General features: G+C 32.2%; 25 protein-coding genes. 9 read left to right on the top strand and 16 right to left on the bottom strand.

From position 1 onward, the window contains the following. The first annotated feature begins 75 nt into the window (after positions 1-75). The 3 genes from ACNC7R_RS18645 to tsaB are packed head-to-tail and all read left to right on the top strand — an operon-like array spanning position 76 to position 3,455. Positions 76-1,455, top strand: coding sequence for a TolC family protein (locus ACNC7R_RS18645; protein WP_417942540.1), 1,380 nt, complete (start codon positions 76-78; stop codon positions 1,453-1,455). Positions 1,456-1,460: 5 nt separating this feature from the next. After that, a complete protein-coding gene (locus ACNC7R_RS18640; RefSeq protein WP_417942539.1) occupies positions 1,461-2,750 on the top strand; it encodes an efflux RND transporter periplasmic adaptor subunit in 1,290 nt (429 codons plus the stop codon). Between the two features lie 33 nt (positions 2,751-2,783). Beyond that, positions 2,784-3,455, top strand: a complete 672-nt coding sequence (tsaB, locus tag ACNC7R_RS18635; RefSeq protein ID WP_417942538.1) for a tRNA (adenosine(37)-N6)-threonylcarbamoyltransferase complex dimerization subunit type 1 TsaB — start codon at positions 2,784-2,786, stop codon at positions 3,453-3,455. A gap of 4 nt (positions 3,456-3,459) precedes the next feature. On the opposite strand, the gene ACNC7R_RS18630 is transcribed toward tsaB, so the two are convergent. Both ACNC7R_RS18630 and ACNC7R_RS18625 read right to left on the bottom strand, forming a co-directional pair. Further along, complete coding sequence (locus ACNC7R_RS18630; protein WP_417942537.1) at positions 3,460-4,272, bottom strand: mechanosensitive ion channel family protein; 813 nt, start codon at positions 4,270-4,272, stop codon at positions 3,460-3,462. A gap of 355 nt (positions 4,273-4,627) precedes the next feature. Beyond that, positions 4,628-5,527 (bottom strand): NifU family protein, encoded by a 900-nt coding sequence (locus tag ACNC7R_RS18625; protein ID WP_417942535.1) that lies wholly within the window; start codon positions 5,525-5,527, stop codon positions 4,628-4,630. A 122-nt stretch (positions 5,528-5,649) separates the two neighbouring features. Between ACNC7R_RS18625 and ACNC7R_RS18620 the strand changes: the two genes are divergently transcribed. Both ACNC7R_RS18620 and ACNC7R_RS18615 read left to right on the top strand, forming a co-directional pair. After that, positions 5,650-6,651, top strand: coding sequence for a type IX secretion system membrane protein PorP/SprF (locus tag ACNC7R_RS18620; RefSeq protein WP_417942534.1), 1,002 nt, complete (start codon positions 5,650-5,652; stop codon positions 6,649-6,651). A gap of 13 nt (positions 6,652-6,664) precedes the next feature. Further along, positions 6,665-7,177 (top strand): gamma carbonic anhydrase family protein, encoded by a 513-nt coding sequence (locus ACNC7R_RS18615; protein ID WP_417942533.1) that lies wholly within the window; start codon positions 6,665-6,667, stop codon positions 7,175-7,177. 87 nt (positions 7,178-7,264) lie between these two features. On the opposite strand, the gene ACNC7R_RS18610 is transcribed toward ACNC7R_RS18615, so the two are convergent. From ACNC7R_RS18610 to ACNC7R_RS18590, 5 genes are all read right to left on the bottom strand, one after another. Next, complete coding sequence (locus ACNC7R_RS18610) at positions 7,265-7,978, bottom strand: LytR/AlgR family response regulator transcription factor (RefSeq protein ID WP_417942532.1); 714 nt, start codon at positions 7,976-7,978, stop codon at positions 7,265-7,267. 117 nt (positions 7,979-8,095) lie between these two features. Further along, positions 8,096-9,205, bottom strand: a complete 1,110-nt coding sequence (locus ACNC7R_RS18605; protein WP_417942531.1) for a sensor histidine kinase — start codon at positions 9,203-9,205, stop codon at positions 8,096-8,098. Beyond that, positions 9,206-9,547: a DUF4907 domain-containing protein gene (locus ACNC7R_RS18600; RefSeq protein ID WP_417942530.1), complete on the bottom strand. Its 342-nt coding sequence runs from the start codon at positions 9,545-9,547 to the stop codon at positions 9,206-9,208. It abuts the gene before it with no gap. Further along, a complete protein-coding gene (locus ACNC7R_RS18595) occupies positions 9,531-10,538 on the bottom strand; it encodes a Kelch repeat-containing protein (RefSeq protein ID WP_417942529.1) in 1,008 nt (335 codons plus the stop codon). The genes ACNC7R_RS18600 and ACNC7R_RS18595 overlap by 17 nt, the downstream gene beginning before the upstream one ends. 14 nt (positions 10,539-10,552) lie before the next feature. After that, a complete protein-coding gene (locus ACNC7R_RS18590; protein ID WP_417942528.1) occupies positions 10,553-11,344 on the bottom strand; it encodes a DUF6268 family outer membrane beta-barrel protein in 792 nt (263 codons plus the stop codon). 283 nt (positions 11,345-11,627) lie between these two features. On the opposite strand from ACNC7R_RS18590, the gene ACNC7R_RS18585 reads away from it, so the two are divergent. Then, a complete protein-coding gene (locus tag ACNC7R_RS18585; RefSeq protein WP_417942527.1) occupies positions 11,628-12,947 on the top strand; it encodes a DUF4270 family protein in 1,320 nt (439 codons plus the stop codon). Next, positions 12,948-14,183: an OmpP1/FadL family transporter gene (locus ACNC7R_RS18580; RefSeq protein WP_417942526.1), complete on the top strand. Its 1,236-nt coding sequence runs from the start codon at positions 12,948-12,950 to the stop codon at positions 14,181-14,183. It abuts the gene before it with no gap. Positions 14,184-14,187: 4 nt separating this feature from the next. Here ACNC7R_RS18580 and murI read toward each other — a convergent pair whose 3' ends face one another. From murI to ACNC7R_RS18535, 9 genes are all read right to left on the bottom strand, one after another. Continuing rightward, positions 14,188-14,964 (bottom strand): glutamate racemase, encoded by a 777-nt coding sequence (gene murI / locus ACNC7R_RS18575; protein WP_417942525.1) that lies wholly within the window; start codon positions 14,962-14,964, stop codon positions 14,188-14,190. Between the two features lie 180 nt (positions 14,965-15,144). Continuing rightward, positions 15,145-15,930 (bottom strand): IS982 family transposase, encoded by a 786-nt coding sequence (locus tag ACNC7R_RS18570; RefSeq protein ID WP_417943144.1) that lies wholly within the window; start codon positions 15,928-15,930, stop codon positions 15,145-15,147. Between the two features lie 293 nt (positions 15,931-16,223). Then, positions 16,224-16,727, bottom strand: coding sequence for an OmpH family outer membrane protein (locus tag ACNC7R_RS18565; RefSeq protein ID WP_223683104.1), 504 nt, complete (start codon positions 16,725-16,727; stop codon positions 16,224-16,226). Positions 16,728-16,740: 13 nt separating this feature from the next. Further along, entirely contained in the window at positions 16,741-17,736 is a 996-nt protein-coding gene (locus ACNC7R_RS18560) for an OmpH family outer membrane protein (RefSeq protein WP_417942524.1), read from the bottom strand. A gap of 42 nt (positions 17,737-17,778) precedes the next feature. After that, complete coding sequence (gene bamA / locus ACNC7R_RS18555) at positions 17,779-20,496, bottom strand: outer membrane protein assembly factor BamA (RefSeq protein WP_417942523.1); 2,718 nt, start codon at positions 20,494-20,496, stop codon at positions 17,779-17,781. Further along, entirely contained in the window at positions 20,429-21,169 is a 741-nt protein-coding gene (locus ACNC7R_RS18550; RefSeq protein WP_417943194.1) for an isoprenyl transferase, read from the bottom strand. Before ACNC7R_RS18550 ends, bamA begins: the two co-directional genes overlap by 68 nt. A 1-nt stretch (position 21,170) precedes the next feature. Further along, positions 21,171-21,854, bottom strand: a complete 684-nt coding sequence (locus ACNC7R_RS18545; protein WP_417942522.1) for a DUF6089 family protein — start codon at positions 21,852-21,854, stop codon at positions 21,171-21,173. A gap of 172 nt (positions 21,855-22,026) precedes the next feature. Next, positions 22,027-22,914 (bottom strand): NAD kinase, encoded by an 888-nt coding sequence (locus ACNC7R_RS18540; protein ID WP_417942521.1) that lies wholly within the window; start codon positions 22,912-22,914, stop codon positions 22,027-22,029. An 86-nt stretch (positions 22,915-23,000) separates the two neighbouring features. Beyond that, positions 23,001-23,660 (bottom strand): CBS domain-containing protein, encoded by a 660-nt coding sequence (locus tag ACNC7R_RS18535; RefSeq protein WP_417942520.1) that lies wholly within the window; start codon positions 23,658-23,660, stop codon positions 23,001-23,003. Between the two features lie 115 nt (positions 23,661-23,775). Between ACNC7R_RS18535 and ACNC7R_RS18530 the strand changes: the two genes are divergently transcribed. Further along, positions 23,776-24,489, top strand: a complete 714-nt coding sequence (locus ACNC7R_RS18530) for a pyridoxine 5'-phosphate synthase (protein ID WP_417942519.1) — start codon at positions 23,776-23,778, stop codon at positions 24,487-24,489. Between the two features lie 78 nt (positions 24,490-24,567). Continuing rightward, the gene (locus ACNC7R_RS18525) at positions 24,568-26,844 is read left to right on the top strand and encodes a TonB-dependent receptor plug domain-containing protein (protein WP_417942518.1); all 2,277 of its coding nucleotides are present in this window, start codon (positions 24,568-24,570) and stop codon (positions 26,842-26,844) included. Positions 26,845-26,846 lie beyond the last annotated feature (2 nt).

Here is a 26,846-nt window from a genome sequence, read left to right as displayed (position 1 = left end):
GATTATTTAAAGAGATTTTTAGACTTATAAAACGTTAAATTTGCATAGTATCTGCTGTGCTTCATTTCAAAATATATGAAAATAAATAAATGTAATAGTTTTGTTTTTGCTCTCCTGTTTGGATTAGCATTATCTGCACAGGCACAAACAAAACAATGGACACTGGAAGAATGTGTACGTTATGCACTGGATAATAATATCACCATAAAATTATCAGAGCTAGATGTAAAAAATGCTAATATTGACAAAAAAGGAGCATTAGGAAGTTATCTTCCATCAGTAAACGGGAGCGCGTCACATTCCTGGAATATTGGTTTAAATCAGGATGTTACAACAGGACTTTTACGTAATCAGACTACTCAGTACTCTTCCGTTGGATTAAATGCTGGTGTTGATATCTACAAAGGACTACAAAATCAAAATGCTTACAGAAAAGCAAAACTATCCATTGTTGCGTCTCAGTATCAGTTGTTAAAAATGCAGGAGGATATTTCGCTGAATGTTGCGAATGCATTTTTAGAAATTCTCGCTTTTAAAGAAAATGTAAAAGTTAGGAAAGAGCAGCTTTTAATAGATGAGAAAAGATTAGCTCGTTCTGAGGAGATGGTAAAAGCAGGTACGATTCCTCGTGGGGATTTGTTCGATTTAAAGGCCACAGTCGCAACCGATCAGCAGGCTATTGTTGTTGCTGAGAATAATTTATTGATTTCTAAATTAAGTTTAGCTCAGCTTTTGCAATTGAAAGAGTTTGCGGATTTTGATATTGTTGATGATACTAATGTAAAGGATGAAAATAATATTATGGCTCAAAGTCCAACCGATATTTATAACAAAGCAAAAGAAACAAGAACAGAATTGAAGCTCGCACAGACTAATCTTGAAATTGCAGAGAAAAACGTAACAATAGCAAAAGGTGCGTTTCAGCCAACATTAACTGGTTTTTATTCTTTCAATACAAGAGCAAGTTACAGTGATCAGCTAAAAGAAATTAACGGAGTTCCAACAGTAGTTGGTCCAGATCCGGTTTTTGAACAGTTCAGTAATAATAAAGGGCATAATTTTGGATTACAATTGAATGTTCCAATTTTTAACGGGTTTTCTGTTAAAAATAATGTTGAACGAAATAAAGTCAGTTTAGAGAAATCTAAAATTGATCTGGAGCAAAAAAGTTTAGATTTACAACGAAATGTTTATACTGCTTTTACAGATGCTAAAGGAGCATTAAATGCTTATGAATCGGCAACGATCACTTTAGAAGCAAGACAGCAGTCTTATAACTATGCCAAAGAAAAGTATGATGTTGGTTTGATGAACTCCTTCGATTTTACTCAGGCGCAAACTTTGTTAACGAACGCACAATCAGATGTAATCAGAGCAAAATACGATTACATGTTTAAAATAAAGATACTGGAATTCTACTTTGGAATTCCAATTGTCCCAATTATCAAAAACTAATTATCATGTCAAAAAAAACAATCTATTTCTTAATTGGCTCCGCAGTAATTATAATTGCAGCTTTAATAGGGCTTTCGAAATCAGGAGTGATAGGAAATAAAGATGAAGGTAAAGAAGTAGAGATATCAAAAGTAATAGCTTCCACGATTGTTGAAACCGTTTCGGCTACAGGTAAAATTCAACCTGAAATAGAAGTCAAAATTTCCCCGGAGGTTTCGGGCGAAATTATTTTATTGAATGTAAAAGAAGGTCAGGTGGTCAAAAAAGGTGATTTATTAGTGAAAATAAATCCGGATTTATATACTTCAAGTTACAATCGCTCAGTTTCAAATTTATCAGGAACAAAAGCCGGCTTGACACAATCGGAGGCTAGTTTTAAAGAAGCAAAAGCGAATTATGAACGTAATAAAACGTTGTATGAGAAAGGAGTTATTTCAAAGTCTGACTGGGACAAAGCAATTGCTTCTTTTGAAGTTGCAAAAGCTACAAGACAAAATTCTTACTATAATGTTCAGAGTGCTTCTGCATCGGTAAATGAAGCAAAAGATAATTTAGGCCGTACTACCATATATTCTCCTGCAGACGGAACCATTTCTGTGTTAAATGTAGAATTGGGAGAACGTGTTTTAGGAACACAGCAGATGGCAGGAACTGAACTTTTAAGAGTGGCCAACCTTAATAACATGGAAGTTGAAGTGGATGTGAACGAAAATGATATTGTAAAAATAAAAATTGGAGACCAAGCGAATGTTGAAGTGGATGCTTATCTGAAAAAGAAATTTAAAGGGGTTGTAACCAGTATTTCTAATTCAGCAAGTACTACCCTGACATCTGATCAGGTAACAAATTTTAAGGTTAAAGTTAGAATTTTAAAAGAATCTTATCAAGATTTGCTTGAAGGTAAACCAGCTTCATATTCTCCATTTAGACCCGGTATGACTGCAACTGTTGATATCATCACTACAACTAAAACCAATGTTTTGGCAGTACCTATTAGCTCTGTTGTGGTAAAATCGGACACAACTGCTGTGAAAGATTTTAAAGTTGAGGATCCGAATGAGAAAAAAACAGCGCCAAAAAACGATAAAAAATTTGAATGTGTTTTTGTAAAAGTGGGTGATAAAGCAAAAATCAGAATTATCAAAACAGGTATTCAGGACGATACTAATATTGAAGTAATGTCTGGATTAAAACCTGGAGATGTTGTTATTACGGGGCCTTATACTACTGTCTCTAAAGAGTTAAATTCTGGAGATAAAGTAAAGCTTAAAAAGAGTGAAACCCCGAAGAAATAAATTCATATAATTAACTTTTAAATAAAAAAAAAATTGTATTTTATTCTCAATATAGAAACCGCCACCAAAAATTGTTCTGTAGCAATTGCTAAAAATGGTGAAACCGTTATATGCAAAGAAATTGCAGAGGAAGGCTATTCACATGCTGAAAAATTACATGTTTTTATTGAAGAAATAATAGCTGAATCAGGGATTTCTTTTCATGATTTAGCTGCTGTTGCCGTAAGTCAGGGGCCGGGTTCTTACACAGGACTACGGATTGGGGTTTCAGCAGCAAAGGGGCTTTGTTTTGCTCTAAATATCCCCTTGATTGCAGTAGATACTTTACAAACTTTAGCTTCTCAGGTAAAAGTCTCTGAAGGAAAAATTATTCCAATGCTGGATGCCAGAAGAATGGAGGTTTATAGTGCAATTTTTAGTGCTGACTTAAAAACTGAAAGAGGAATCCTTGCAGAAGTCATCGATGAAAATTCATTCAAAAATTTTACAGAAACACTCTATTTTGTTGGTGACTGTACAGAAAAATGCAAGACAGTATTAACTAAAGAGAATTTTGTGTTTTTAGAAGATATCAAATATCCTTCAGCTGCCGCAATGAGTAAAATTAGTTACGATAAATATCAAAAAAGCGACACTGTAGATGTCGCTTACTTTGAACCTTATTATTTAAAAGATTTTATGGTTACTGCACCAAAAAAGCAATAATGTTTTATTTCTGTAATGTATATGGCTGAATAGCAATGCCTGCTTCATCTAATGCTGCTTTGCAATTTTCTAAAGTTTCAGAAAAAACAGCTCCGTAATTTTCATTTTTTGCCCATGGACGCACAGCAAAATCAATAGAAATTGCCGATAAATTTTTCACAAATACTTCAGGTGCAGGGGTTTTGAGGACTTTAGGATTCTTAATTAGAACATCTAGTAATATGTCTTTAGTTTTTTTGATGTCTGAATCATAAGAAACAGAAAAGGTCAGATCAGCTTTTCGTTCTCCCTGCATTGAATAATTAATTATATTTCCATTAGATAAAGCTCCATTAGGTACAAAAACTGTTTGGTTATTACCTGTGACTAATTTTGTAACGAAAATTTGAATTTCGACTACGGTGGCAATTACACCTTGCGCTTCTATGGTGTCGCCTACTTTAAAAGGTTTGAAAAGAATAATCAGCATTCCGCCGGCAAAATTAGAAAGTGATCCTTGCAATGATAAGCCAACCGCTAAACCCATTGCCCCTAAAATAGCAACAAATGATGAAGTGGGTACTCCAAGATTTGAAATTACCGTTATAAATAATAGAATTCGTAAAGCCCAGAGCAGTATATCAGCCAGAAACTTAGTTAGCGTAGGGTCTAAATTTCTTTTTACCATTACATTTCTAATGATTCTGTTAGTCAATCTGATGGCATATAAGCCTATAAATAATATTAGGAAGGCCGAGATTAATTTTGGAGAATAATCAATTAATACTTCAATAAATTTTGCAGCGTAATTAGAGAGCTGATTCGGGTTGACATTCATACTTTTAGATAAAAAAACCTTCTCATATGAGAAGGTATATTAATGGTGCAAATATAAAAAATTGCCGTTAAAAAAAGCTTTAATCATTACTAAGATAAAACGGGTATCGTTCAGGTTCTGTTATTGGTTTTTCGCTACTATCTACAACAGTATCATAAAAAATAGGCTGTTTATCATTATTTTCTATACTTTCTTTTACAGCATCAACGATACTACAAAGTTGATTAAGTTACAATATAATATTAAGTGTTTTGAATTTAGTATTATATTGTAGTATAATCTTGAAAGAATCTGTAGAAAAGGGAATAAAAAAAACGCCTGATAAGACGTTTTATGGGTAATTGGGATTTGTTTTTTAAGCGTTTAGCGCTTCAACAGTAATTTGTTGATCATTTAGCATGCTTTTGAGCATATTTTCTATACCGCTTTTTAATGTAAATGTGGAAGACGGACAACCGCTACAAGCTCCTTGCAGAATAACTTTCACCACTTTTTTGTCTTCATTATAAGAATCAAAAGCAATGTTTCCTCCATCTGCAGCAACAGCTGGTTTTACATATTCCTCCAGAATGTTTATGATTTGTTGAGAAGTAACATCTAATTTGTCAAAAGCCTCATCTTTGGTTACATCGTTTTTAGTAGCGGTTTCAATTAAACTTTCGTCTAAAACTGTTCCTCCGTTTTCAATAAATTGTTTGATAAAAGTTCTTAATTCAAGCGTAATTTCATCCCAGTTATTGATTTCGTATTTCGTTACCGAAATGTAGTTTTCATCAATAAAAACTTCTTTTACATAAGGAAATTTGAATAATTCCTGAGCTAACGGGGAAGAAGCTGTCTGGTCAATGTTTTTATATTCTACAGCATTTCTGGTCAGCATTCTGTTTACCACAAATTTTAATGCAGCAGGATTTGGAGTTGTTTCCCCATACACTGTAATGGGTTGTTTTTTAGGTTTGTTTTCATCTATATTTACAATAGTACCGCCTTTATTTACAAAAGCTTCGATCTGCTCGGCTACTGCATCCTGCACATCTTCCCATTCTACTATACTGAATCTTTCTACCGCAATAAAATTCCCTGAAATATAAACTGTTTTTACGAATGGAAGATAAAATAATTGTTGAGCTAAAGGCGATGATTTTGCTTCATCGATATTTTTGAATTCAAAATTTTGATTCTGAGTTATAAAATCTTCAAATTCGAATTTTATTATCGTCGGATTTTGAGTTTCTTTTATAGTGATTTTTACCATGTCTGTATATTTTTTGTAAATTTAATAAAGTTATTTTCTACTAATGGCTATATTTGGTTTTTTAATAAAATAATTAAGATTCTTTTTGTAATCAATCTTGTTAAATTTAAAAAGCATCTAATATGTTTACTTGTAATAAATTGAGAGTCAGAATCTTATTTTTTTTTGTGATCGTTTCTCTTTATTCCTATTCTCAAGAAGGAATCCCTGTATATTCTGACTACTTATCAGATAATTATTATTTGATTCATCCTTCTATGGCCGGTGCTGCAAATTGTGCAAAAATAAGACTCACGACCAGAAAACAGTGGTTTGGTCAGGATGACGCACCTGCTTTGCAAACGTTAAGTTTTAATGGAAGAATTGGAGAAAGATCCGGCGCAGGGATTATTGTTTTTAACGATAAAAATGGATATCACTCACAAAAAGGAGTGAAGCTTACTTATGCACATCATATAATGTTTTCAAGGAGTGAACTTGATTTGAATCAGCTTTCTTTTGGTATCAGCGGAGGCTTGATTCAGAGTCAGCTGGATGAAACTTCATTTGGAGGAACTTTTGATCCGATTGTTTTTGGATCAATACAAAATGATTCTTATTTTAATGTTGATGTAGGGGCATCTTATAATTTTTTGGATTTTTATGCTCATTTGACTGTTCAGGGACTTATAGAAACCAGAAGGAAATTATATACGGATTATGAAAGTGATAATTTGAGAAAGGTTCTTTTAAGTGCTGGATATGTTTTTGGAAAAAGCGAGAATATTACTTGGGAGCCTTCAATTTTATTTCAGTATTTTGATCAGACTAAAGAAAAATCTATGGATCTGAATTTGAAAGCGTATAAAAATATGGATTTTGGAAGTATATGGGCAGCGTTGTCTTACAGAAGAAGTTTTGACGGAACAAGATATAGTGGCGGAAGCGGAACGAGTGACCAAAAATTGCAATATATAACTCCAATTATAGGCGTCAATTATAAAAAATTCATGTTTGCTTATACCTATTCAAATGTAACTGGCGATGTGCAATTTGATACAGGAGGATATCATCAGATTACTCTTGGAGTTAATTTATTTTGTACCAGAGAGCGCTACGATTGTAAATGTCCAGCGGTTAATTAAAATTTAGAATATTATGTTAATAAAAACTGTAAACGGAAAATCTCCTTTAATTCCGGATGATTGTTATGTTGCTGAAAATGCTACTATTGTTGGCGATGTAACTTTTGGTGGTTCATGCAGTGTTTGGTTTAATGCTGTAATTCGGGGAGATGTAAATTTTATTAAAATTGGGAACAAAGTAAATATTCAGGATGGGGCAATTATACATTGTACGTATGAAAAACATCCAACAATTATTGGCAGTAATATATCTATAGGTCATAATGCTATTGTACATGGTTGTACTATTCATGACAATGTTTTAGTTGGAATGGGTGCTATCGTAATGGATAATTGTGTGATAGAAAGTAATTCAATAATTGCAGCAGGAGCGGTTTTGACACAAAATACAATTGTAGCTTCAGGAAGTATTTATGCCGGTGTTCCAGCCAAAAAAGTAAAAGATATTGATCAGTCCGATTTTGCGGGTGAAATTGAACGTATCTCAAATAACTACGTGATGTATTCGGGCTGGTTTAAAGAATAATTCGAATATAAAAAGGCAATATTTTTAATTCAATTTCTATATACTTCGAACAGTATTGGAATTTTTTATTTTCAAATTTGAATAAAACTATAAATTGATTCTTTCAAAAAAAGCATTTTTGTAGCTTTCGCTAATAGGAATTCTTTTATCACTAATCAGAACCTTATTTTTTTGTATCGATTTTACATGTTTGATGTTAATGATGTAAGATCTGTGAATTCTCGAAAATCCTTTGTTTGAGAGTAGATTTTCTAATTTTATCAGACTAATCAAAGTGAGTGTGAATTTATTGTCTGTTGTATAAATTTTCACATAATCTTTTAAGCCTTCGATAAATAAAATATCAGCGAAATTCATTTTTACATTTTCATATTCAGCCCTTACAAACATAAAGTCTTGTTCTAATTCAGGAATTATAGTGTTTTCTGAAATAGCCTGAACGGTTGGAGGATTTAAAATTTGCTGTGCCCTGACTACAGCTTTCAGAAATCGGTGAAAAGGAATTGGTTTTACTAAATAATCTACTGCACCAAGATTAAAACCTTCAACAGCATAATCAGAATAGGCTGTTGTGAAAATAATTAAAGGTTTTTTTTCGATAGTATTTAGAAATTCAATCCCCGAAAAATGAGGCATCTGAATATCAAGGAAAATTAAATCTACATTGTTTTGATTAATAAAAGATACGGCATCAATAGCGTTATTAAAAGTGCATATTAACTCTAATGAATCTACTTTACTGACAAAATCTCTTAGTAAGTCTACTGCTAAAGGTTCATCATCAATAATTACACATTTCATCTTTTTAGATTTTAATTATAATAAATTACTTGGGTCAAAAGTAGCTTTAAACGAACGACTTACATTTTAAAATTTAGTTAAATATTGAGTCATCTAATTTCGTTTGTCGTTGATTTATTAGATTTCAGTTTGTATTTTATCTAATTTCAAGTTCAGGTGTACACGATAGTACTGGTTATCTTGTTTTATAGTCAATTCATGTGCATTCGGGTATAATAAATCCAGCCTATTTTGAATGTTTGCTAAACCAATACCAGAATTTTCAGGATCTTTTACATAATTCTCAATTGTGTTTTCTGTCCAGAAATCTAGGTTGTTTTCAATAATGATAATCTTAATTTTTACATGTGCCGCTCCTTTATAATCAGTACCGTATTTAAAGGCGTTTTCAATAAATGAAATTAATAGTAAAGGTTCGATGAATTTATTTTTTGGATCTCCGTGAACATTAATCACTATATCTTCGATATTGTTGAGCCTCAATTTTTGTAATTCAATATAATTCTGAATATAATTGATCTCTTTTTCTAAAGCCACCGTTTTATTATCCGTTTCATACAGCATATACCGCATTAATTCTGATAATGTTACGATGGCATCAGGGACCAAATCAGATTTTTTATGAGCCAAAGAATAGATGCTGTTGAGGGAATTAAACAAAAAATGAGGATTAGTCTGTTTTCGTAAGTAATTCAATTCAGTATTAGTTCTGTGTGTTTCAGCTATTAATTTGTTTTGCTGATTTTGATAAAACTCGGTTAAAGTTCTTATAATAGTGCTAATAGCTATAATTAAAAGATAAAAAAAAGACGGGCCTATTTTAAAAAAAAGAGGCTGTCTGGGTCTTATTAATTTTATGTTTTGACCTTCTTTAATAAAATCAGCATGTGGAGGCAACATTTTAGGCGGCATCATGTTGTGTGCCCGCAAATGATTAAATTCAGGAAAAAAATAATTAATTCGGATAATCATAAAAAGTAAAATCAGTGCCAGGATAAAAATAAAATACAGCCAATATTTTTTTTCCAGGAGCAATACGGGTACCAGATAAAAATAGTTGAGGTAAAATAAAATAATTCCGGTAGTCCATTGTACATAGAAATCATTGTTGATTCTAAATGGGCTTTCATAAAACTGAATCAAAGATGTCAATATAAAGAAGGTCCATATAGTGACATGGAATAAAACTTTATTGGAATTTGTATTTTTAAGGGCACCGATATTCATTTACATTTTTATTTTTAATAAAATTAAATCATTTTTGGTAACCGATGGTGATTTGTTTTGGTGAAGTTTTTTTACAACTAATCCGGCAACTTTTAAGGCATCATCTTCTGAGCTAAAACTTTTGACCTCGCTAATAACAGGAATTATGGTTTGCTTGATTAGAATTTTATCTTTATAAGAAATTGTATATCCCCAGCCAGAGGCGGTCTTTACAGATTCAGCATGTAGTATTTCCTTTTGTGTACAAGCTGTCAACTGCAGAGAAAGTACAATAAAAAGTAAATTCTTCCAGAATAATCTCCGGAAGAATTTTAATTTTTTGGGACTAGTTATCGTCGTCATTTTGTTCTTCAAGTGGTTTAAATTCCCAGGCGTCATCGAAATATGTTGTACCGATTCGTCCTAACATTAAAAAACCTCTGTTGTTGATTGCAAAACCTACTGCATCAGTTCTGGATGCTCCTTCAAGGGCAGTTCTTTCGACCCATGTATCGGTAGAAGGATTATATTCCCATACCGTTTTGATACCTTCACCACCAACAATATAACCTAATCCATTTAGACTAAAACTGGATGCGTTTGAACGGGTTATTGCATAGTCATCGTTCCAGCTGTAATCATCATCATCATCCTGATCAATGTCTCTAAGTCTTGTCCAAACTTCAGTTGTGGGATTAAATTCCCAAAAATCTACCTGATTGACACTATTATTAACACCAGTTCCTAAATAGGCTTTATCATTTATAATAAATACTGTAGCGTTTCGTCTTTTGTTACCGCTAAATCCACTAACAAGTTTCCATGTATTGTCAGTGTCGTTATACTGATAGAAATCTTTTAGATAATTCCCGTCATAGCCAGTTCCGAAATAAGCTTTTCCTCCTACCTGAAAGCCCACAGCTCCATAACGGGCAGTTCCTCCAAAATCGGCTTTTGCTGTCCAACTATTGTTTTCTGGATCGTACTGATAAAAGTCTTTCAGCTTATTAGTTCCATCATAGCCAAGGCCAATATAACCTTTATTATTTAGTTCAAAGGCAGATGCAGAACTTCTTCCTGTTCCGGCAAAATCAGCTTTTTGCTCCCAGTAGTCACCATTTGAGTTATAAGCCCATAAATCTTTTAAATATTCGTCTCCTGTGTAACCTGTTGCAACATACGCATAATCCCCAATAACAAAACTGGCAGCACTAGATCTGGCAGGTCCGTCAAATGCAGATTTTTTAATCCAGTTACCTATTAATTCGTCATCATCATCATCGTTACTGCAGCCTGTAAAAAAAAGGCCTGATAGCAGAGTAGCGAATAATATCCCTTTTTTAAAATTATTCATAGTTTGAAATTTATTTATTGTTTGTATTTGATCCCAATGCTTAAAATGTAACCGTTGCCACTATTAAAATCATATAGTTTATGATTGTTTTCGTCCAGTAAATGATATTGTTTGTTAAAATTGTAACCTGCTTTAAAGTTTACAAACCAGTTTTTATCCATATTCCGTTCATAATCCAAGGCTGTTGTGATTTGAGAAGTGCTTATTTTGGCTGCATTACTGTATTGTTCCGGAGACTCATCCAAATTGTAAAAATTCCCATTAAAAGTATTGCTAATACTAAATTTGTTTCGCTCATTGTTGGAGTAAGATATTGCTGTATCCGGAAAACCTATTAAAATATTAGTTTGATCGTTTATTTTGCCTGAAATTGACAGTGTTGGTATAAATTTAGGAGTACCGAAAATTGTTGATCTTTCGACTCCGATATTTAATCCTGTTTTTGAATTCAGCTGCTGCTTCAATTGAAAACTCCCTAAAAGGGTTACATCTGAAATGTTTAAATTTTGTTGAAAATTGATTGTTGGCCTAACTGAAAAATTTAATGTTGTGGCCTCAGAAACTTTATGTGATATTCCGAATTTGTTTTGAATCTGATTAAACTGATTCAGATTCTCAAAATCATAATAAGTTCTTGCGTCGTATTTTATTTTCAGATTTGTGTATTCTGTTTTGTTTGTAATTTCATTTTTATCATTTATTTTTTTATAAACAGCTATACTGGCATTTGTTTCATTAAAATTTATTTCTTGTGTTGGTTCTGTCTTTAAATTAAAATCAACAGCAAGTTTTTCTTGTGCTTTCATATTAAGGAAGCTAATCCAAAACAGCACCCAGACTAAAACCTTTCTTTTCATTATTTGTTTAATTGGCTCAAAAGTAGGAGGGAGTCTCTTTTAAAAAAAAGAATATATATGTATGCCTTGTTTTGATAGACCAAATGGCGTTTTTTTGAGCTTAAAGAGTTGTTTGTCTGATATTGTATTTTATAGATGTTTTTAGGCTTTCTATAGTATAAAAATGGAGGTTTGTATATGTTATGGTGTTGCCCAGTAATGTGCCTTTTATATTTGTTCAAAAATTCGGATTATGTATAAGTTTATATTGATGTTGTTACTTGGATTTGCAATGGTTTCATGTGGCACAGATACAGATGCTGGCGAATTTGTTGTCGGCTCTGATTATTTATCAGTAAACAACAAAGTGATTTTAATTGATACGGTTACAGTTGAAATGTCAACCATCAATTTCGATTCCCTGATTACTTCTAGTAAGAGTAGAATTTTGATAGGGAATTATGACGATCCTCTATTTGGTAAAGTAAAATCAAGCAGTTATTTTCAACTGGCATCAGATTCCTATTCTCTAATTAGTACCAGTGATACAGAATCAGCAAATTATGTTTTTGATTCTATTTCGATGATTTTAAAATATGATAATTATTATTATGGCGATACAACTAGGGTTCAGACCTTCAATATTCATAGGCTGACTCAGAAGGTTAAGCCTAATACTGATGATGATTCATTCTATAATAATTCAGCTTTAAATTATAGTTCAGAAATTTTGGGTACAATTTCGTATAAACCCAGGCCGTTAGAAAAAGATTCCATAAATGTAAAAATGGATGCTGCATTTGGAGAAGCACTTTTTTTAAAACTTAAGAAGAGAGAAATTACGGATTTCGATAGTTTTGCTGAATATCTAAAAGGACTTGTAATTGTGCCTGAAACTACTAATTCTTCAAGTGTCATAGGTTTTAATCTGACAAGTAAAGTACGGTTGTATTATTCAAAATATCTTGGTGATGACATAGATTCTTATGTAAAAGATTTTACTATTGTGGATGGTGCCAAACAGTTTAATGCTATTTCTGTAGATAAGACAGGGACTTTGATTCAGAATTTGCCTCCTTCAAATAGCAGATTGTCAAGTTTATTAACCAATAATCAGGGATATATTCAGTCTGGAACGGGACTTGCCTGCAGAGTCGATTTTCCGAATATAAAACAGTTGAAGTATATTGCTGATAAAGGTGCAATTGTTGATGCAGCATTGATTTTAAAACCTGTTAATAACACATATTCTAAAGAATTTCCCTTATCTGATTCCCTGCAGGTATATGTAGCAGATAAATTAAACAGGATTGGTGGTGTATTAAGCGATGCATCCGGCGGGGCATTATATGCTAAACTAAACAAACAAAGTGATGAGTTTAATGAAAATGTTGGTTATTCATTGTCAGTTGGTAATTTTCTTCAAAAAGAAATGCTAAAGCAGTCAGACTCTAAATCTTCATTAGTTTTTACTCTGCCCAACATTAACAAAGCTGTTAACAGGATTGTTTTAGGTGACCAGAAACATAAGAATAATAAAATTCAATTGAAAATTTACTACCTCTCTTATTAAATGAAAAATAGAATAATCTTTTTAAGTTGTTTCATTTTAATGTATACAGCTTCGTTTTCGCAGAGTATTTCGAGTTCTCCTTATTCATTGTATGGTTTAGGAAGTTTATATGATGCAGATTATGGAGCAATTCCTGCTATTGGCTCATCAGGAATTGCATTGCCATCAGATGTTTTTATCAATAATCTGAATCCGGCTTCATTAGGTTATTTACCTCTTAATCATTTTATGTTTGAAGTAGGGGGAAAGGCCATTAATACAACTTTTCAAAGTAGTTCTAAAACTGAAAAACGTAATAATTTTCAGTTTTCACATATTGCATTTGCATTTCCTGTGACTAAAAAATCTGCTTTTAGTATTGCACTCCGGCCATACTCAAGTGCGTCGTTCAAAATTTCAGATTTAAGATTACCTATTCAGAATACTTCAGAATATTATACTTTAAATGCTGAAGGATCAGGCGGACTAAATAATTTTGATTTTTCATATGGATACCGTCTAAGCAAAAAATTATCAATGGGAGTGTCGGGTAGCGTATTGTTTGGTAATACTACTGACGAAAGAAGTTATCTGATTGCAAATTCACTAACCACTATCAGTAAAAAATCAGATTATAGCGGTTTTCGTGGGACATTGGGAGTTCAGTATAAAGTTGATTCAACTTTTACTATCGCTTCAACTTTTAAATTGCCAGCCAGAATTAAGGCTTCTAAAGTTCAGTCTGTAGAAAGTGTAAGTAGTACTAACGAAAGTGTTATAGAATCAGATGCTGTTTCCGATATAGATGATTATTATATGCCTTTAGAGATAGGTTTTGGTGTTAGCAAACGTTTTACAAACAATTTGATGCTAACCGTTGATTATGAAAAAAGCTTATGGAACGATACAAAACAATCAGAATTATATGGCGATTTTGTGAATCAGGATCGTTTTGCTTTAGGATTTAGTTTTAGAAAAAATAAAGATATCAGAAGTTATTGGGATCGGGTGCAGTACGGAGCAGGAATGAATTTTGATACCGGCTATCTGGAAGTGGATGGGAAAAGGGTTCACAATGCGGCAATTTCTGTTGGGATTTCTTTGCCAGTTGATAACACTTTTTCGGTACTTAACATCTCTTATTCTTATGGACAAAAAGGGAAAATTGGGGATGGCTTAATAAAAGAAAATTATCATAAATTATCACTTAATTTATCATTGGACGGCATCTGGTTTGTAAAGCGAAAAATTGAATAATTGGTTAAAAATCTTTTTGTATAACCTCGTATTTATTATTTAAAATTGATTTTAAAACTGCAGGATTTGAATTGACATAAAATATAGGTTGGCTCTCTCCAGCATCTGAAAGCCCTGCTTTTTCAAGCAAGATGTTTTTAGTTTGTCTGGCTACAGCTTCTCCTGAATCTATAATTTTAATATGTTCTGGAAGTATTTTTTTTATCTGTGGAATCAAGTATGGATAATGGCTGCAGCCTAAAACCAAATAGTCAATATTGGCCTCAATCATAGGCTTTAAATAAGATTCTAACAACATAGTCATTTCCGGCGAATTAAGATTGCCTTCTTCAATAAGCTGAACTAGTCCATGACCTACTTGCTCGATGATTTTTGTGTCATGAAACATTTCTGCGGTCTTATTAAATAACTCACTATTCAGGGTTCCTTGAGTAGCTAAGATGCCTATTATTTGTGTTTTTGAATTATGTGCTGCTGGTTTTATTGCCGGTTCAATTCCAATAAACGGAACGTCATAATCTGCACGAAGTTCCTGTATTGCATTTGTAGTAGCAGTATTACAGGCAACTACAATTAATTTACAGTTGTTTTCAATTAAGAAATCGACGTTTTTTTTACTTAAAGCAACAATTTCTTCTTTAGTTTTTTGACCATAAGGAGCATTTTTACTATCTGCTAAATAAATTGTTTTTTCATTTGGGAGTAGTTCGTGAATGGCACTCCATATGGAAGTTCCTCCAATGCCGGAATCAAAAACACCTATAGGATTGTTGTTTGTCATAAAACAGAATATATTTTTTCTGAATCTAAATTCGTATTTTTTATTGAAATATTAGCTAAATAAATTAGAAATTTATTCCAAAATTTAGTGTCTTTTTGCAAAGCGAAAGTTGAAATAATTCTTCCATAACTGAGTAATGATTGATCTTTTTTTTAGATAAAATTAACCCGTTGGGTGAAATTAAATTAGTTGATTTTTAATATTGTTGATAGGTCTGTCAAATATGAATTTATTAATGTATTGAATTAATGTCATGGCCGTTATTTTTGCTAAAATTCTTGTTTTAAAACCATTAAAAGATTTAGCATAATTTCTTCGAATTAAAAACTGGTCGCATAGTTGTGAAAACAAAGTTTCAATTCTTTTTCTGGATTTTCTAAAAATATATGGCTGTGGTTTATAGTCTTTCTGATTGATTCTTTTTGGGGTTTCTAATTTGATTTTAACTGTTTGAAATAGGTCTAATTGAACACTCTGGGAAAGATAACCTCTATCTCCAAGAATAACACAATCAGACATTTGGTTTTTGATGTTATTTAAAAAATGAACATCATGAACTTCTGCTTTTGTAATGTCTAAAGAATGAAAAACTCCAGATACAGAACAAACCCCATGAAGCTTATAACCATAAAACCAGCTGTTTTGTGAAGCACAAAAACCTTTAGAAGGAGCTGTTTCAAATTCATCTTTACAGATCTTAATTCTGCTGTGACGAGAAAATTTACAGATTTCCAACGGCATACTGTCAACAATAAAATAGTTTTCGAACTCCAAGAATCGGTTGGCTAATTTGGTTCTGATTTCTTCAGAAAACAAAAACAGTTTTCTTCTTCTTTTATTGAATTGACTACGTTCAATTAAATTAGGAATCATACCGGAACTAATCTGTTTAAAAAGTGAATTCTCACTATCAATAGACATGAATTCAGCTGTTAGACTAAGTGCTATTACCTCTAAATCAGACATCTTGCTACTTCTTCCAACTCTTGATTTAGATACTGAATCATAATTCAAAGAACTTATAACTTCTAAAACCTTAAAATAATTTTTAACTATATTTGACATGGATATTGGTTGTTTAGCGACTTCAAGATACTGCTTTGCAGTGTCTTGACCAATATCTAATCGTTTTTAATTTAACTCAAATAATTTCACCCAACGGGTTAAAATTAGTAAAAACCATACGTCAAAAAAACAATTATTGAAAACAAAAATGGCCCAACTTAGTTGAGCCATTTTTGTAGTAAGAAATTTGTTTCTTAGAATCCTAAATCTTTTTTAACATCAGCAGTAATGTTTGGACCATCAGCTAATAAAAGAGTTGAACCGTCTAGTACGTATTGGAAACCTTTAGCTTTTCCAATTTTTTGGATAGAAGCTTTTACTTTTTCCATTAAAGGCTTTACTAAATCAGTTTCTTTTTGTTGTAATTCTTTTTGAGCATTGTCTCTGTAATCTCCAATTCTCTTTTGCATATCCTGTACTTCTTTGGCACGCTCAGTATTTACTGCTTCGGTTGCTGTTGTAGATTCAGCATCATACTTCTTGATTTTTGTTTGATATTCCTCAATCATTTTTTTGTATTCTGCATCATATGTTCCGCTTAATTTTTGTAATTGAGTTTGAGCATCAAGCATAGCAGGCATCTTCGACATAATCTCGCTAACATCAACATGAGCTGTTTTGGCCTGCGCATTCATTGTATTGTTTGCAGTCAAAATAAGCACTGCAGCAATTACTAAAGTTTTGATTTGTTTCATCATTTTAAAATATTAATTAATTATTGGTCGTATTTGATTTTTCTGTTTCGGCTTCTTTAGCTTTTTTAGCCGCTTCTCTTTCTTCTAAAATTTTCTTTTTTTTCTCTTCTAATTCTTTTTTGCGTTGTTCATAAAGTTTCTGTCTTTCTTCTGCTTTATTTACTACAGGTTCAGTGGTTGTTGGAGTAGCCACAGATGGCGTTGCGGTCTCAGTTTTTGTAGTCTCTGCTGGTTTTGCAGTTTCAGAAACCGTGCCATTTTTTTTGGCTGCTTTTTCAGCGGCTATAGCATTCCTTTTATCTTCGTATTCTTTTCGTTTAGCTTCCTGAGCTAATTTTCTGTCAGCAACTAATTTTTCTCTTGCCGCTTTTCTTGCATCCAATGCTTTTTGCCTCTCTGCCATTGCCGGATTTTCGTCAATTTCATTTTCAAGGTTTTCTTTGGCTTCTTGTTCTTTTAATTGTTTTTTATTGAGTTGCTGTCTCTTTTCTGTTCTGTTTAGGATACGAATAACCTGATCACTTATGTCAAATCTTTTAGCCGAAAAAAGCATGGTCAAATCAGATGATTTATCGAAAATAAAATCATAATTTTTAGCTTCTGCTATATCTTGAACAGCAGTAAAAACCTGATCTTGTATCGGTTTTGCCAAAGCTGCTTTCTGATGCATCAAATTTCCATCAACTCCAAATTGTTTCTGCTGATATTCCAGCATCTCATTCTCAAGAAACTTAATTTCTGTTTCTCTTTCGTCAATAAGTTCCTTTGTAAGCAGAGCTTTTTCGGTTTTCAGATTTTCCTTTAATTTGTTTATCTCTAACTTTTTGGTTTCGATTTCCTGCTTCCATTTAGTAGCTTTTAAATCTAACTGAGATTTGGCCTCTTTGTAATCAGAAACATTTTCTAAAATATATTCCATGTCGATGTAGCCAATTCTGGTCGACCTTGTTTGTGCCTCATTTGTATTTGCTACAATCAAGGCTAAAAATATAAATAAAAAATGTTTTCCCATACAAGTACTTTATCTCAAAATTTTTAACCAAATATCATCTTTTTAAAATTGTTGTCCAATAATAAAATGAATTTCCTGACCGTGTGCTTTTGTTTCACCTGTCTGAGCATCAAATCCGTAACCAAAATCAATACCCAGTAATCCAAAGGCAGGCATGAAAACACGTAAACCAAAACCAGCAGAGCGATAGAGATCGAAAGGGTTATAGTTTTTAAATCCGTTATAAGATGCACCCGCTTCTAAAAACGTAAGTGCATAAATAGATGCCGATGGTTTAAGGGTAATTGGATAACGCAATTCCATTGAGAATTTGTTATAAATGGTTGCTCCAACCTGTTGTCCTACACTATTTATAGGAGTTAAAGAGTTATTCTCATACCCTCTTAATCCAATTGTTTCTCTTCCGTCCATAGAGTAGTTCGCCATACCATCTCCCCCTAAATAAAAACGTTCAAATGGAACAATCCCTCTGTCCTGGTTGTAAGCACCCATGAAACCAAATTCGGTTAATGTTCTTAAAACTAATTTTCCATATATTTTATTATACCAGTCTGCTCTAAATTTAATTTTATAATATTCAAGCCAGTTATATTTCTCCTGATCTACTTTAGCAGGATCTGCTGCTGCTTCCTGATAAGTACTTACTTTATTTTGATTACTATCTATATAATCGCCAGGATTTACAATAATTTTATTACTGTCCTCATAAGTCGTAGTTGATTTTGCTTTATTTTCTTCTTTATCTCCTAGTTTTGAATAATCAATCCCATTAAACAATGAATATGGTGGAGTTACTTTAGCAGAAACACTGAATTCAGACCCGAAAGTTGGGAATATTGGGTTAATTCCTTTGTTGCTTCTGGTTAATCCAATAGTGTAAGCAAGGTTTCTGGATGCTCCGTTTCCAAAGGTAAATAATCCTGTGAAGTAATTATTTAAATCATAGTGCTGGTAACTTACCGACTGAGATAGTACGAAATAATCATCCGGAACAGTTAATCTTTTAGCAAGTCCAACTTGTATGGTAAAAATATTAAAACTTTGGCTTTTGTCTACATTTCGTCCATAACTATAATTGAATTGCTTGCTATAAGAAATAGAGGAACTAAATTGTACCGGTTTTTTACCTCCAAACCAAGGTTCAGAGAACGACACGCTATACGTTTGGAAATAAGTACTTCCTTGTAAACGCAGAGATACTTTTTGACCATCTCCCATAGGCAATGGTTTGTAGGCCTCTTTTTTAAACATATTCCTTGCCGAAAAATTATTGAAAGATAATCCTAAAGTTCCTATGAAGCCTCCGCCGCCATATCCACCTTGTAATTCTACCTGACTGGAACCTTTTTCAACTAAATTGTATTCGATATCTACTGTTCCGGCTGCAGCATCTACATTTTTGAATTTTGGATCAATCGCTTCAGGGTCGAAAAAACCTAATTGTCCAATCTCACGAATAGTTCTTACTAATAATTCTTTACTGTATTTTTCGCCTGGTTTAGTTCTTAATTCGCGGTAGATAACATGATCATTGGTTTTGTCGTTTCCTACTACCGATATTTTGTTAAAATAAGCAATTGGACCTTCAGTTATTCTAATTTCAAAGTCGATAGTATCATTTACTGTTCTCGTTTCTACGGCATTAATGTTAGAAAATAAATAGCCATTATTCTGGTAAAGGTTGGTAATATCTTCCCCGTCAGGTTTCGTTTTGTCTGCAATACGTTTTTCTAGCAAGACACCATTGTAAGTTTCCCCCTTTTTTATTCCTAAATAACGACTAAGCTGTTGATCTGAATAGACCGTATTTCCTAAAAATTTAATATTCCCGAAGTAATATTTATTTCCTTCTTCCAGATTAATTTTAATAGCAAGCATGTTTTTTTCCTTATTATAAGTGACAGAATCATATATAATACGGGCATCACGGTATCCTTTTTCTTTATAAGCGGCAATAACTTTTTCTAGGTCGGTTTTATATTTCTCAGGAATAAATTTCGAAGCTTTCAGAACACGAAATACGTTTTTTTGTTTGGTGTCTTTCATGGCCCTTCTCAATTGATTATCCGTTAGTTGTTTATTCCCGGTAAAGTCAATGCTACTTATTTTTACTTTGTCTCCTTTGTCCACACGAACAAGCATGTTTACATTGTTTCCTGCAGTAGTGTCAGGAGTGGTTGTAATAGTGACTTTGGTGTTGTAAAAACCTTCTTTTTTGTATTTATTTTCTATATAGTTTTTTGTAGTAGTTATTAAGTTTTCATTTACTATCTTGCTTTTTGTCAGGCTATTGTCTTTTATTAGTCCTTCAACTTTACTTTTTTTAACGCCAACAAATTTTACTTCGTTTAATTTGGGAAGTTCTACTATATTTAAGTCTAGATAAATACTGTCATTTTCAACTTTATTTACGTAAAAAGCAATTTCATCGAAAAGTCCAAGCTTCCCCAGTTTCTTAATTGCGCCACTAATTTCTTCGCCCGGAACAGTAATTTCCTGACCCTTTTGTAAGCCCGAAAAGGTTACAACAGTTTGTTCATTGAAGCTTATTTTACCAACTACAGAAACTTTTGCAAGAATGTATTTTTTTCCTTGGTCAAAAGGAATTCTTTCTTGGGCTTTGATTTGAGAAAAACTACCCAAAAGGAGTAGGGTAAGTACTATTTGTATTCTATTTTGCAACACTAAAAAATTATTTAATTTGTTCACTGGTTTTTCCAAATCTACGTTCTCTTTTTTGATAACTAATGATAGCCTCATACAAATTTTGTTCTTTAAAGTCAGGCCAGAGTACATCAGTAAAATATAATTCCGAATAGGCTATTTGCCAAAGCAGGAAATTACTTATTCTGTGTTCTCCACTTGTTCGTATTAATAAATCTACGTCAGGTAAATTTTGCGTGTAAAGATGCTCATTTATAATTGAATCGTCAATACTGTCTAATGAAATTATATTATTTTTAACTTTATCGCTTATGATCCTGACAGCGTTCACTAATTCCTCTCTGGATCCGTAACTTAAGGCCAGTGTAAGGGTCAGACGAGTGTTTTTTTTTGTCTTTTCAATAACATCTATTAACTCTTTTTGAGCAGATTTTGGTAGTTTTTCAAGATTTCCAATAGCATTAAGTCTGATGTTGTTTTCTTGTAAAGTAGTAAGTTCTTTTCTTAATGAATTGATTAGTAATTTCATTAAAGTATTTACTTCTAATTTAGGCCGATTCCAGTTTTCGGTAGAAAAAGCGTATAAAGTTAAAAATTCAACACCAAGTTTAGCGCATGTTTTAATAGTTTCCTTAACTGATTTTGCACCATTTTCATGTCCAAACGTACGGAGAAAGCCCTGTTGTTTTGCCCAACGCCCATTACCGTCCATAATAATGGCAAGATGTTTAGGTAAATTTGTCTTATCTATAGATTCTAATAAACTCATTTTATTCTGCGCAATAGCAAGGTTTTTGTCCAAAGGTATATGTTAAGGTTACTCCGGTAAAAACATACCAATCGTTATTATTTAAATTCCCAAAACGATTATTCGCAAACGAATCATCTTTAGGGTTGCTTCCATCTATATTATCTGTGAAGGCATATCTTGCCCCAATTTCAGCAGCTAAGACAAAATCACGACTAATATTTGATTTTATTCCTAATATCATAGGTATGGCGAGTGAATTTTCTCCTTTGTCTTTTTTTGTCACTCCGTTTATTGTATGTAATTCATCATATCGAAAATAACTTAAACCAGAAAAGACATAGGGAGTTATTTTTAGATCTTCATCATGCAAATTAAAATCAAAGAAGTTAAATTCTAAACCGGCAGAAAGTTCTTTTACGTTATTTTTAAAACTAAAGCCTCTTTTGTATCTTGAGGGTTCTTCAGATTGTCGGTCATTTCCTGTAATTCTGGATTGTGTGTATGAAAACCTATAGGAATGGCGCGGGCTTTTGTTCCATTTGTATAAGATACCAGTAGCAGGTTTTTCAGGAGCAATATAAGTAGTGCTCCCAACGTCTCCTATAAAGTTACTTCCGCCAAGAAAAACACCAATCTCGTTTATTTGAGCATTAAGTGTGATAAAGGGAAAAAAACATAACAATAAATTAAAAATTTTCTTCATTTAATTCAAAATTGCGTGCAAATATAATAATTATCAATACGAATCAACGTTCCTTTAGATAAATGTGTCTTTTTTTAAATTAACAGTATTATTTTGGGATGTTTAATGAATATTCGGTATATGTAAAACGAGAAAGAGTATTAATATTGTATAGTTTAGTCTATAAAAAAAATTAATTTCTTTTATCTTCTCCCCAGAGCAATTTTTTTCTAAGAGTTTTTAAGAAAGTTTCGCCGGGAATTTCAACCATTTTAATTTTAAAATCTGTTTTTTTTATGGTTAAGACCGATTCATTTCTAATAGAAGCAATTCGCGAATCAAGAGATACTAAATATTGGTCTTCTCTTCCGGAGACACGAAGTTTTATTTCAGTATCATCAGGTATAACCAATGGTCTGGCGTTTAAGTTATGAGGAGCAATAGGTGTAACTACTAAGCTTTTTACATCAGGAGTTAATATTGGTCCGCCACAACTTAATGAATATCCTGTAGAGCCTGTTGGTGTCGAAAGAATAAGTCCGTCAGCCCAATATGAGTTTAGGTATTCATTATTTAAATAAGTTTCAACAGTAATCATAGAAGTTGTATCTTTTCTGCTAACTGTAACTTCGTTCATTGCAAAATTTAAATCGTCTTCAATAGCGTCATTTTTTGGCTCGCAGGTCAGACTTAGTAATGTTCTTTCAGAAATGGTATAGTTTTTATCAATTACAAACTGTAAAAATCCATCAATACTTTCTTTTGGAACAGTTGCAAGAAATCCTAGTCTTCCGGCATTGATTCCTAAAATAGGGACACCTGAATTACGAACTAAACTAGCAGCTCTTAAAATAGTTCCGTCGCCTCCAATACTAAGTAACATTTCAAAACTATTGTCAAGTTTTGTTTTTCCTGAGAAGGTTTTATATTCTTTTTTAATTAATTGTTTCTCATAAAGCATTTTCAGGAAGTTTTCTTCGATGACCATTTCGACATTATTGTTGTTGAAAAACACAAAAATATCTTTGATAATGGGTTCGGTACTGTTTTGGTAATACTGTCCGTAAATAGCTACTTTCATTTTGTTGAGTTAGATAATGAGAAAATTTGATAATGTGCCAATGTGAAATCATCTTACTGACTCATTTTCTAATTGCCCTATTATATTTATATATTAAGGTACTTGTCTAAATAATCAGAACGTTCTTTTAGGCTGTTAATATAAGTATCTTCCTGATGTTCTGATATAATTTCGTAATTGTATCTTCTGAAGGTCTGGATGATTTCGTTCATTGGTCCAACCCCAATTTTTACTGTAATGTGAACATTTTCTAAATCGGCTTCAGATACAAAACAGCCCAGAATTTTACCATTATTACTCTCTACAATTTGCGCTATCTGTGCCATAGAGTAATCTAAAAGTCCTTTTTGTACGATAATAATACCGCCTTGTTCTTTTAAAAATGGAGTTTCCTGAAAAAATTTCATTATATCTTCCATTTCATAATATCCAATATAGAAATTGTTTTCGTCAAGAACGGGAATTATATTCGTATGGTTTTTGGCGAAAATTTCCAAAACGTCGAGCCAAATCATTGATTTTCTCGCAAAAAAACGTTCTAATGTGTATTTGTAATCAATTATTTTCTTATTCGTATCAAATGTTTCAATATCATCTGAAGCAATGCTCCCAATGAAAATTTCGTTTTCCACAACAGGAAAATGAGAAAAACTTAAATCAGCAAAAAAGTCCTGAACAGATGCTATCGTTTCCTGACTATCGATTGCTCTAAAATCGTTGGTGATATAGTTGGTGATTTCTGTCATAAGTAGTTTGAAGATATTTGATGCAAAATAATCAAAAAATAGCAAAAAATGCTAGATTTTACTTTGTATTTTTGCTCTTACAAATATAATGCTACAGAATTAATAATCTATTTTTATGACGAAATTAAGTGTAAATATCAATAAAATAGCAACTTTACGTAATGCCCGTGGAGGAAATGTTCCTGATTTATTGAAAGTAGCTGCCGATATTGAAAGATTTGGAGGTCAGGGGATCACAATTCATCCACGGCCGGATGAACGCCATATTCGTTATCAGGATGCACGCGATTTAAAATCGATTGTTACTACAGAATATAATATTGAGGGAAATCCTCAGCATAATTTTATTGATTTAGTTTTAGAATGCAAACCGGATCAGGTAACACTTGTTCCTGATGCAATTGGTGCCATTACTTCTTCTGCCGGCTGGGATACCATAAATAATCAGACTTATTTAACGGAAGTTATTCAGGAATTTCAACGTAACGGAATTAGGACTTCGATTTTTGTTGATCCGGTATTGGAAATCATTGAAGGTGCTAAAAAAACAGGAACTAACAGAATTGAATTATACACAGAGTCTTTTGCACTTCAATACAATTTAGGAAATAAAAGCGGAATCGATCCTTATGTAAAAGCTGCAGAATTGGCAAATGAATTAGATTTGGGAATCAACGCAGGACACGATTTAAGTCTGGATAATATTCAGTTTTTTAAACAAAACATTCCGGGACTATTAGAGGTTTCTATTGGTCATGCTTTAATTTCAGAAGCGCTTTATCTGGGTTTGGATAATGTCGTGAATATGTATTTGAATAAGTTGAAATAAGTTTAAAATTAAAATAATTATAACCTGATGTATTTGGGTTATAATTGTTTACTTTCGCACTTTTCTTATTAAAATCAAGTGTCTAAATCTACTATTCTCATTTTTTTATTCTGTTTTTTCAAAGTTTTTGCGCAGTCAAATGCCAGAATAACTGGAAATATAAAGTCATCTAAAAACGAAAACGTAATTAACGTACGTGTTTCTTTCGAAACCAATAATAAACATTATAGTGTTTTTACAGATAGTTTAGGAAACTTTTCAAAAAACATTCCTTTAGGAGATTTAATTATTAATATCAAACATTTAGATTTTACTTCGAAAACAATTCATTTTAATCTTATAAAAGATACTGTTATTTCAGTTGTTTTAGAAAAGTATATTTCGGAGTTGAAGGAAGTAATTATAGCGAATGATAAAAAAAATGGCATATCATCTTTATCGGGAGGGAAATTATCTTTCAATTTAAAAGCATTGTCTTCGCTTCCAACTATTTTAGGAGCAACTGATGTTATTAAAATTTTGCAATTAACTCCAGGGGTTCAAAATTCAGGAGATGCTAATGGCTATTTATATGTAAGAGGGGGAGATCCGGGGCACAATGCAATATTGTATAATGGTACAATAGTTTATGGAATGTCACATTTATTAGGTGTCTTTCCTTTTTATAATACGGGCCATATTATGGAAGTTGAGTTTGACAAATCGAGCTCAAACTCAAAATATGGAGGTCGCTTAAGTTCGACAACATCATTGCTTTCAAATAAGAAAATACCTTCAATTTTTTCTGTTAAGGGAAATATAGGGGTTTTGGCTTCCCAATTAAATTTGACTTTACCAATTACAGAAAAAACCGGGATATATATATCTGGTAGAAAGACTTATATAGATGAGATTGTTAGACCACTAGTAAATTCATTTTCGAAAAACAATGATGTTGAAGATATGAATTATGGATTTTCAGACGGGAATATCACTTTTGTATCTCAGATTTCTAAAAAGAATGTGTTTGCTATTGATGCTTTTGTTTCTGGTGATATATTAAAAATTAAGGATGATAATCTATCTTTGAAAACCAGTTTAAAATGGAGTAATTTGACGTTTTCTCCTTCCTTAACATCGACACTTTCCTCTAAAATAAGCATGTCAAATGCTGTTTTTTTTACTCAATACTCAAATGATTTGGGTATGGAACAGGCAACAATTCAATTTGGTGTTTCTTCTTATGTAAAAGATTTTGGTTTTAATAATTCCTTTCGTTATTGTATAAAAGACATTCCTGTTGAATCTGGTTTGCAATACATTTATCATAGACTTCAGCCTCAAAAAATTGATATTGAGAATTTTTCCAATTCAAATATAGTTCAAAATAACGTTATCAAGGCGAATGAAACAGCTATTTTTACAACTTTTAAACCAAAGTTTACAGATAAATTAAATACAGAATTAGGTCTCAGAATAAATTATTACAGCTCTGGATCACAAAGTTCTTATTTGCATTTTCAGCCAAGTTTTTTATTAAATTATATGATGAACGAAAGGTTTTCTTTTTATGGGTCTTATAATAAAAAACACCAATATTTAAGTTTGATTACGACTTCAAGTGTTGGGATTCCAACAGACTTTTGGATTGCCAGTTCAGATGGGATCAAACCGCAATCATCAGATGAATTTGCAATTGGTTCAAATCAAAATATTTCTAAAGACATCTTTTCTTCTTTTGGGGGGTTTTATCGTTCAATGACGAACTTACTTGAATATCCTTATGGTATAACTCAGTTTAATGAAATCACGACTTTTAAGAACGATTTGTTTGTTGGTAAAGGAACAGCATACGGTCTTGAATTTATGGTTAGAAAAAATAACGGAAAATTTACAGGATGGTTAAGTTATACTTTGAGCTGGTCTGACAGAAATTTTGATCAGCTTAATAACGGGAAAACGTATTTTGCCAAATACGACAGACGTCATAATTTCTCAATTGTAGGAATGTACGATCTGAATACAAAGTGGAATTTTGGATTGACCCAGATATTTAGTTCAGGAAACCGATTTACAATGCCAACTTCGTGGTATTTTATAAATAATAATCCGGTCAAAGAATATTCAGAATACAACAATACGCAAATGCCAAATTATATCCGTACCGATCTTTCGGTAAATTATTTTTTCTTTAAAACCAATAAAAAAGAAAGTGCCTTAAACTTTTCAATTTATAATACTTTTAATATTGATAATCCTATTTATGTGGTTTTAGATATTCAAGTTGATGAAGATAAAAATAGCGTTGTTGTAAAGCAAGATAAAAAAGTTTTGTATCGCATATTGCCTTCTATAAGCTGGAGGTTTAAATTTTAAAA

The sequence above is a fragment of the Flavobacterium adiutor genome (assembly GCF_048282555.1).
Lineage (GTDB): Bacteria > Bacteroidota > Bacteroidia > Flavobacteriales > Flavobacteriaceae > Flavobacterium.
This window is presented reverse-complemented; position numbering and strand designations above follow the sequence as displayed.

Bases quoted from the DNA above. Each gene is read 5' to 3' on its own strand.
- bamA (WP_417942523.1), bottom strand. From the start codon at position 20,496: ATGAGGCTATCATTAGTTATCAAAAAAGAGAACGTAGATTTGGAAAAA.
- ACNC7R_RS18595 (WP_417942529.1), bottom strand. From the start codon at position 10,538: ATGAATAATTTTAAAAAAGGGATATTATTCGCTACTCTGCTATCAGGC.
- ACNC7R_RS18535 (WP_417942520.1), bottom strand. From the start codon at position 23,660: ATGACAGAAATCACCAACTATATCACCAACGATTTTAGAGCAATCGAT.
- ACNC7R_RS18530 (WP_417942519.1), top strand. From the start codon at position 23,776: ATGACGAAATTAAGTGTAAATATCAATAAAATAGCAACTTTACGTAAT.
- ACNC7R_RS18590 (WP_417942528.1), bottom strand. From the start codon at position 11,344: ATGAAAGCACAAGAAAAACTTGCTGTTGATTTTAATTTAAAGACAGAA.
- ACNC7R_RS18640 (WP_417942539.1), top strand. From the start codon at position 1,461: ATGTCAAAAAAAACAATCTATTTCTTAATTGGCTCCGCAGTAATTATA.
- ACNC7R_RS18615 (WP_417942533.1), top strand. From the start codon at position 6,665: ATGTTAATAAAAACTGTAAACGGAAAATCTCCTTTAATTCCGGATGAT.
- ACNC7R_RS18630 (WP_417942537.1), bottom strand. From the start codon at position 4,272: ATGAATGTCAACCCGAATCAGCTCTCTAATTACGCTGCAAAATTTATT.
- ACNC7R_RS18540 (WP_417942521.1), bottom strand. From the start codon at position 22,914: ATGAAAGTAGCTATTTACGGACAGTATTACCAAAACAGTACCGAACCC.
- murI (WP_417942525.1), bottom strand. From the start codon at position 14,964: ATGACAAACAACAATCCTATAGGTGTTTTTGATTCCGGCATTGGAGGA.
- ACNC7R_RS18625 (WP_417942535.1), bottom strand. From the start codon at position 5,527: ATGGTAAAAATCACTATAAAAGAAACTCAAAATCCGACGATAATAAAA.
- ACNC7R_RS18560 (WP_417942524.1), bottom strand. From the start codon at position 17,736: ATGGGAAAACATTTTTTATTTATATTTTTAGCCTTGATTGTAGCAAAT.
- ACNC7R_RS18565 (WP_223683104.1), bottom strand. From the start codon at position 16,727: ATGATGAAACAAATCAAAACTTTAGTAATTGCTGCAGTGCTTATTTTG.
- ACNC7R_RS18585 (WP_417942527.1), top strand. From the start codon at position 11,628: ATGTATAAGTTTATATTGATGTTGTTACTTGGATTTGCAATGGTTTCA.
- ACNC7R_RS18550 (WP_417943194.1), bottom strand. From the start codon at position 21,169: ATGAGTTTATTAGAATCTATAGATAAGACAAATTTACCTAAACATCTT.
- ACNC7R_RS18620 (WP_417942534.1), top strand. From the start codon at position 5,650: ATGTTTACTTGTAATAAATTGAGAGTCAGAATCTTATTTTTTTTTGTG.
- ACNC7R_RS18580 (WP_417942526.1), top strand. From the start codon at position 12,948: ATGAAAAATAGAATAATCTTTTTAAGTTGTTTCATTTTAATGTATACA.
- ACNC7R_RS18605 (WP_417942531.1), bottom strand. From the start codon at position 9,205: ATGAATATCGGTGCCCTTAAAAATACAAATTCCAATAAAGTTTTATTC.
- ACNC7R_RS18610 (WP_417942532.1), bottom strand. From the start codon at position 7,978: ATGAAATGTGTAATTATTGATGATGAACCTTTAGCAGTAGACTTACTA.
- ACNC7R_RS18600 (WP_417942530.1), bottom strand. From the start codon at position 9,547: ATGACGACGATAACTAGTCCCAAAAAATTAAAATTCTTCCGGAGATTA.
- ACNC7R_RS18570 (WP_417943144.1), bottom strand. From the start codon at position 15,930: ATGTCTGATTTAGAGGTAATAGCACTTAGTCTAACAGCTGAATTCATG.
- ACNC7R_RS18545 (WP_417942522.1), bottom strand. From the start codon at position 21,854: ATGAAGAAAATTTTTAATTTATTGTTATGTTTTTTTCCCTTTATCACA.
- ACNC7R_RS18645 (WP_417942540.1), top strand. From the start codon at position 76: ATGAAAATAAATAAATGTAATAGTTTTGTTTTTGCTCTCCTGTTTGGA.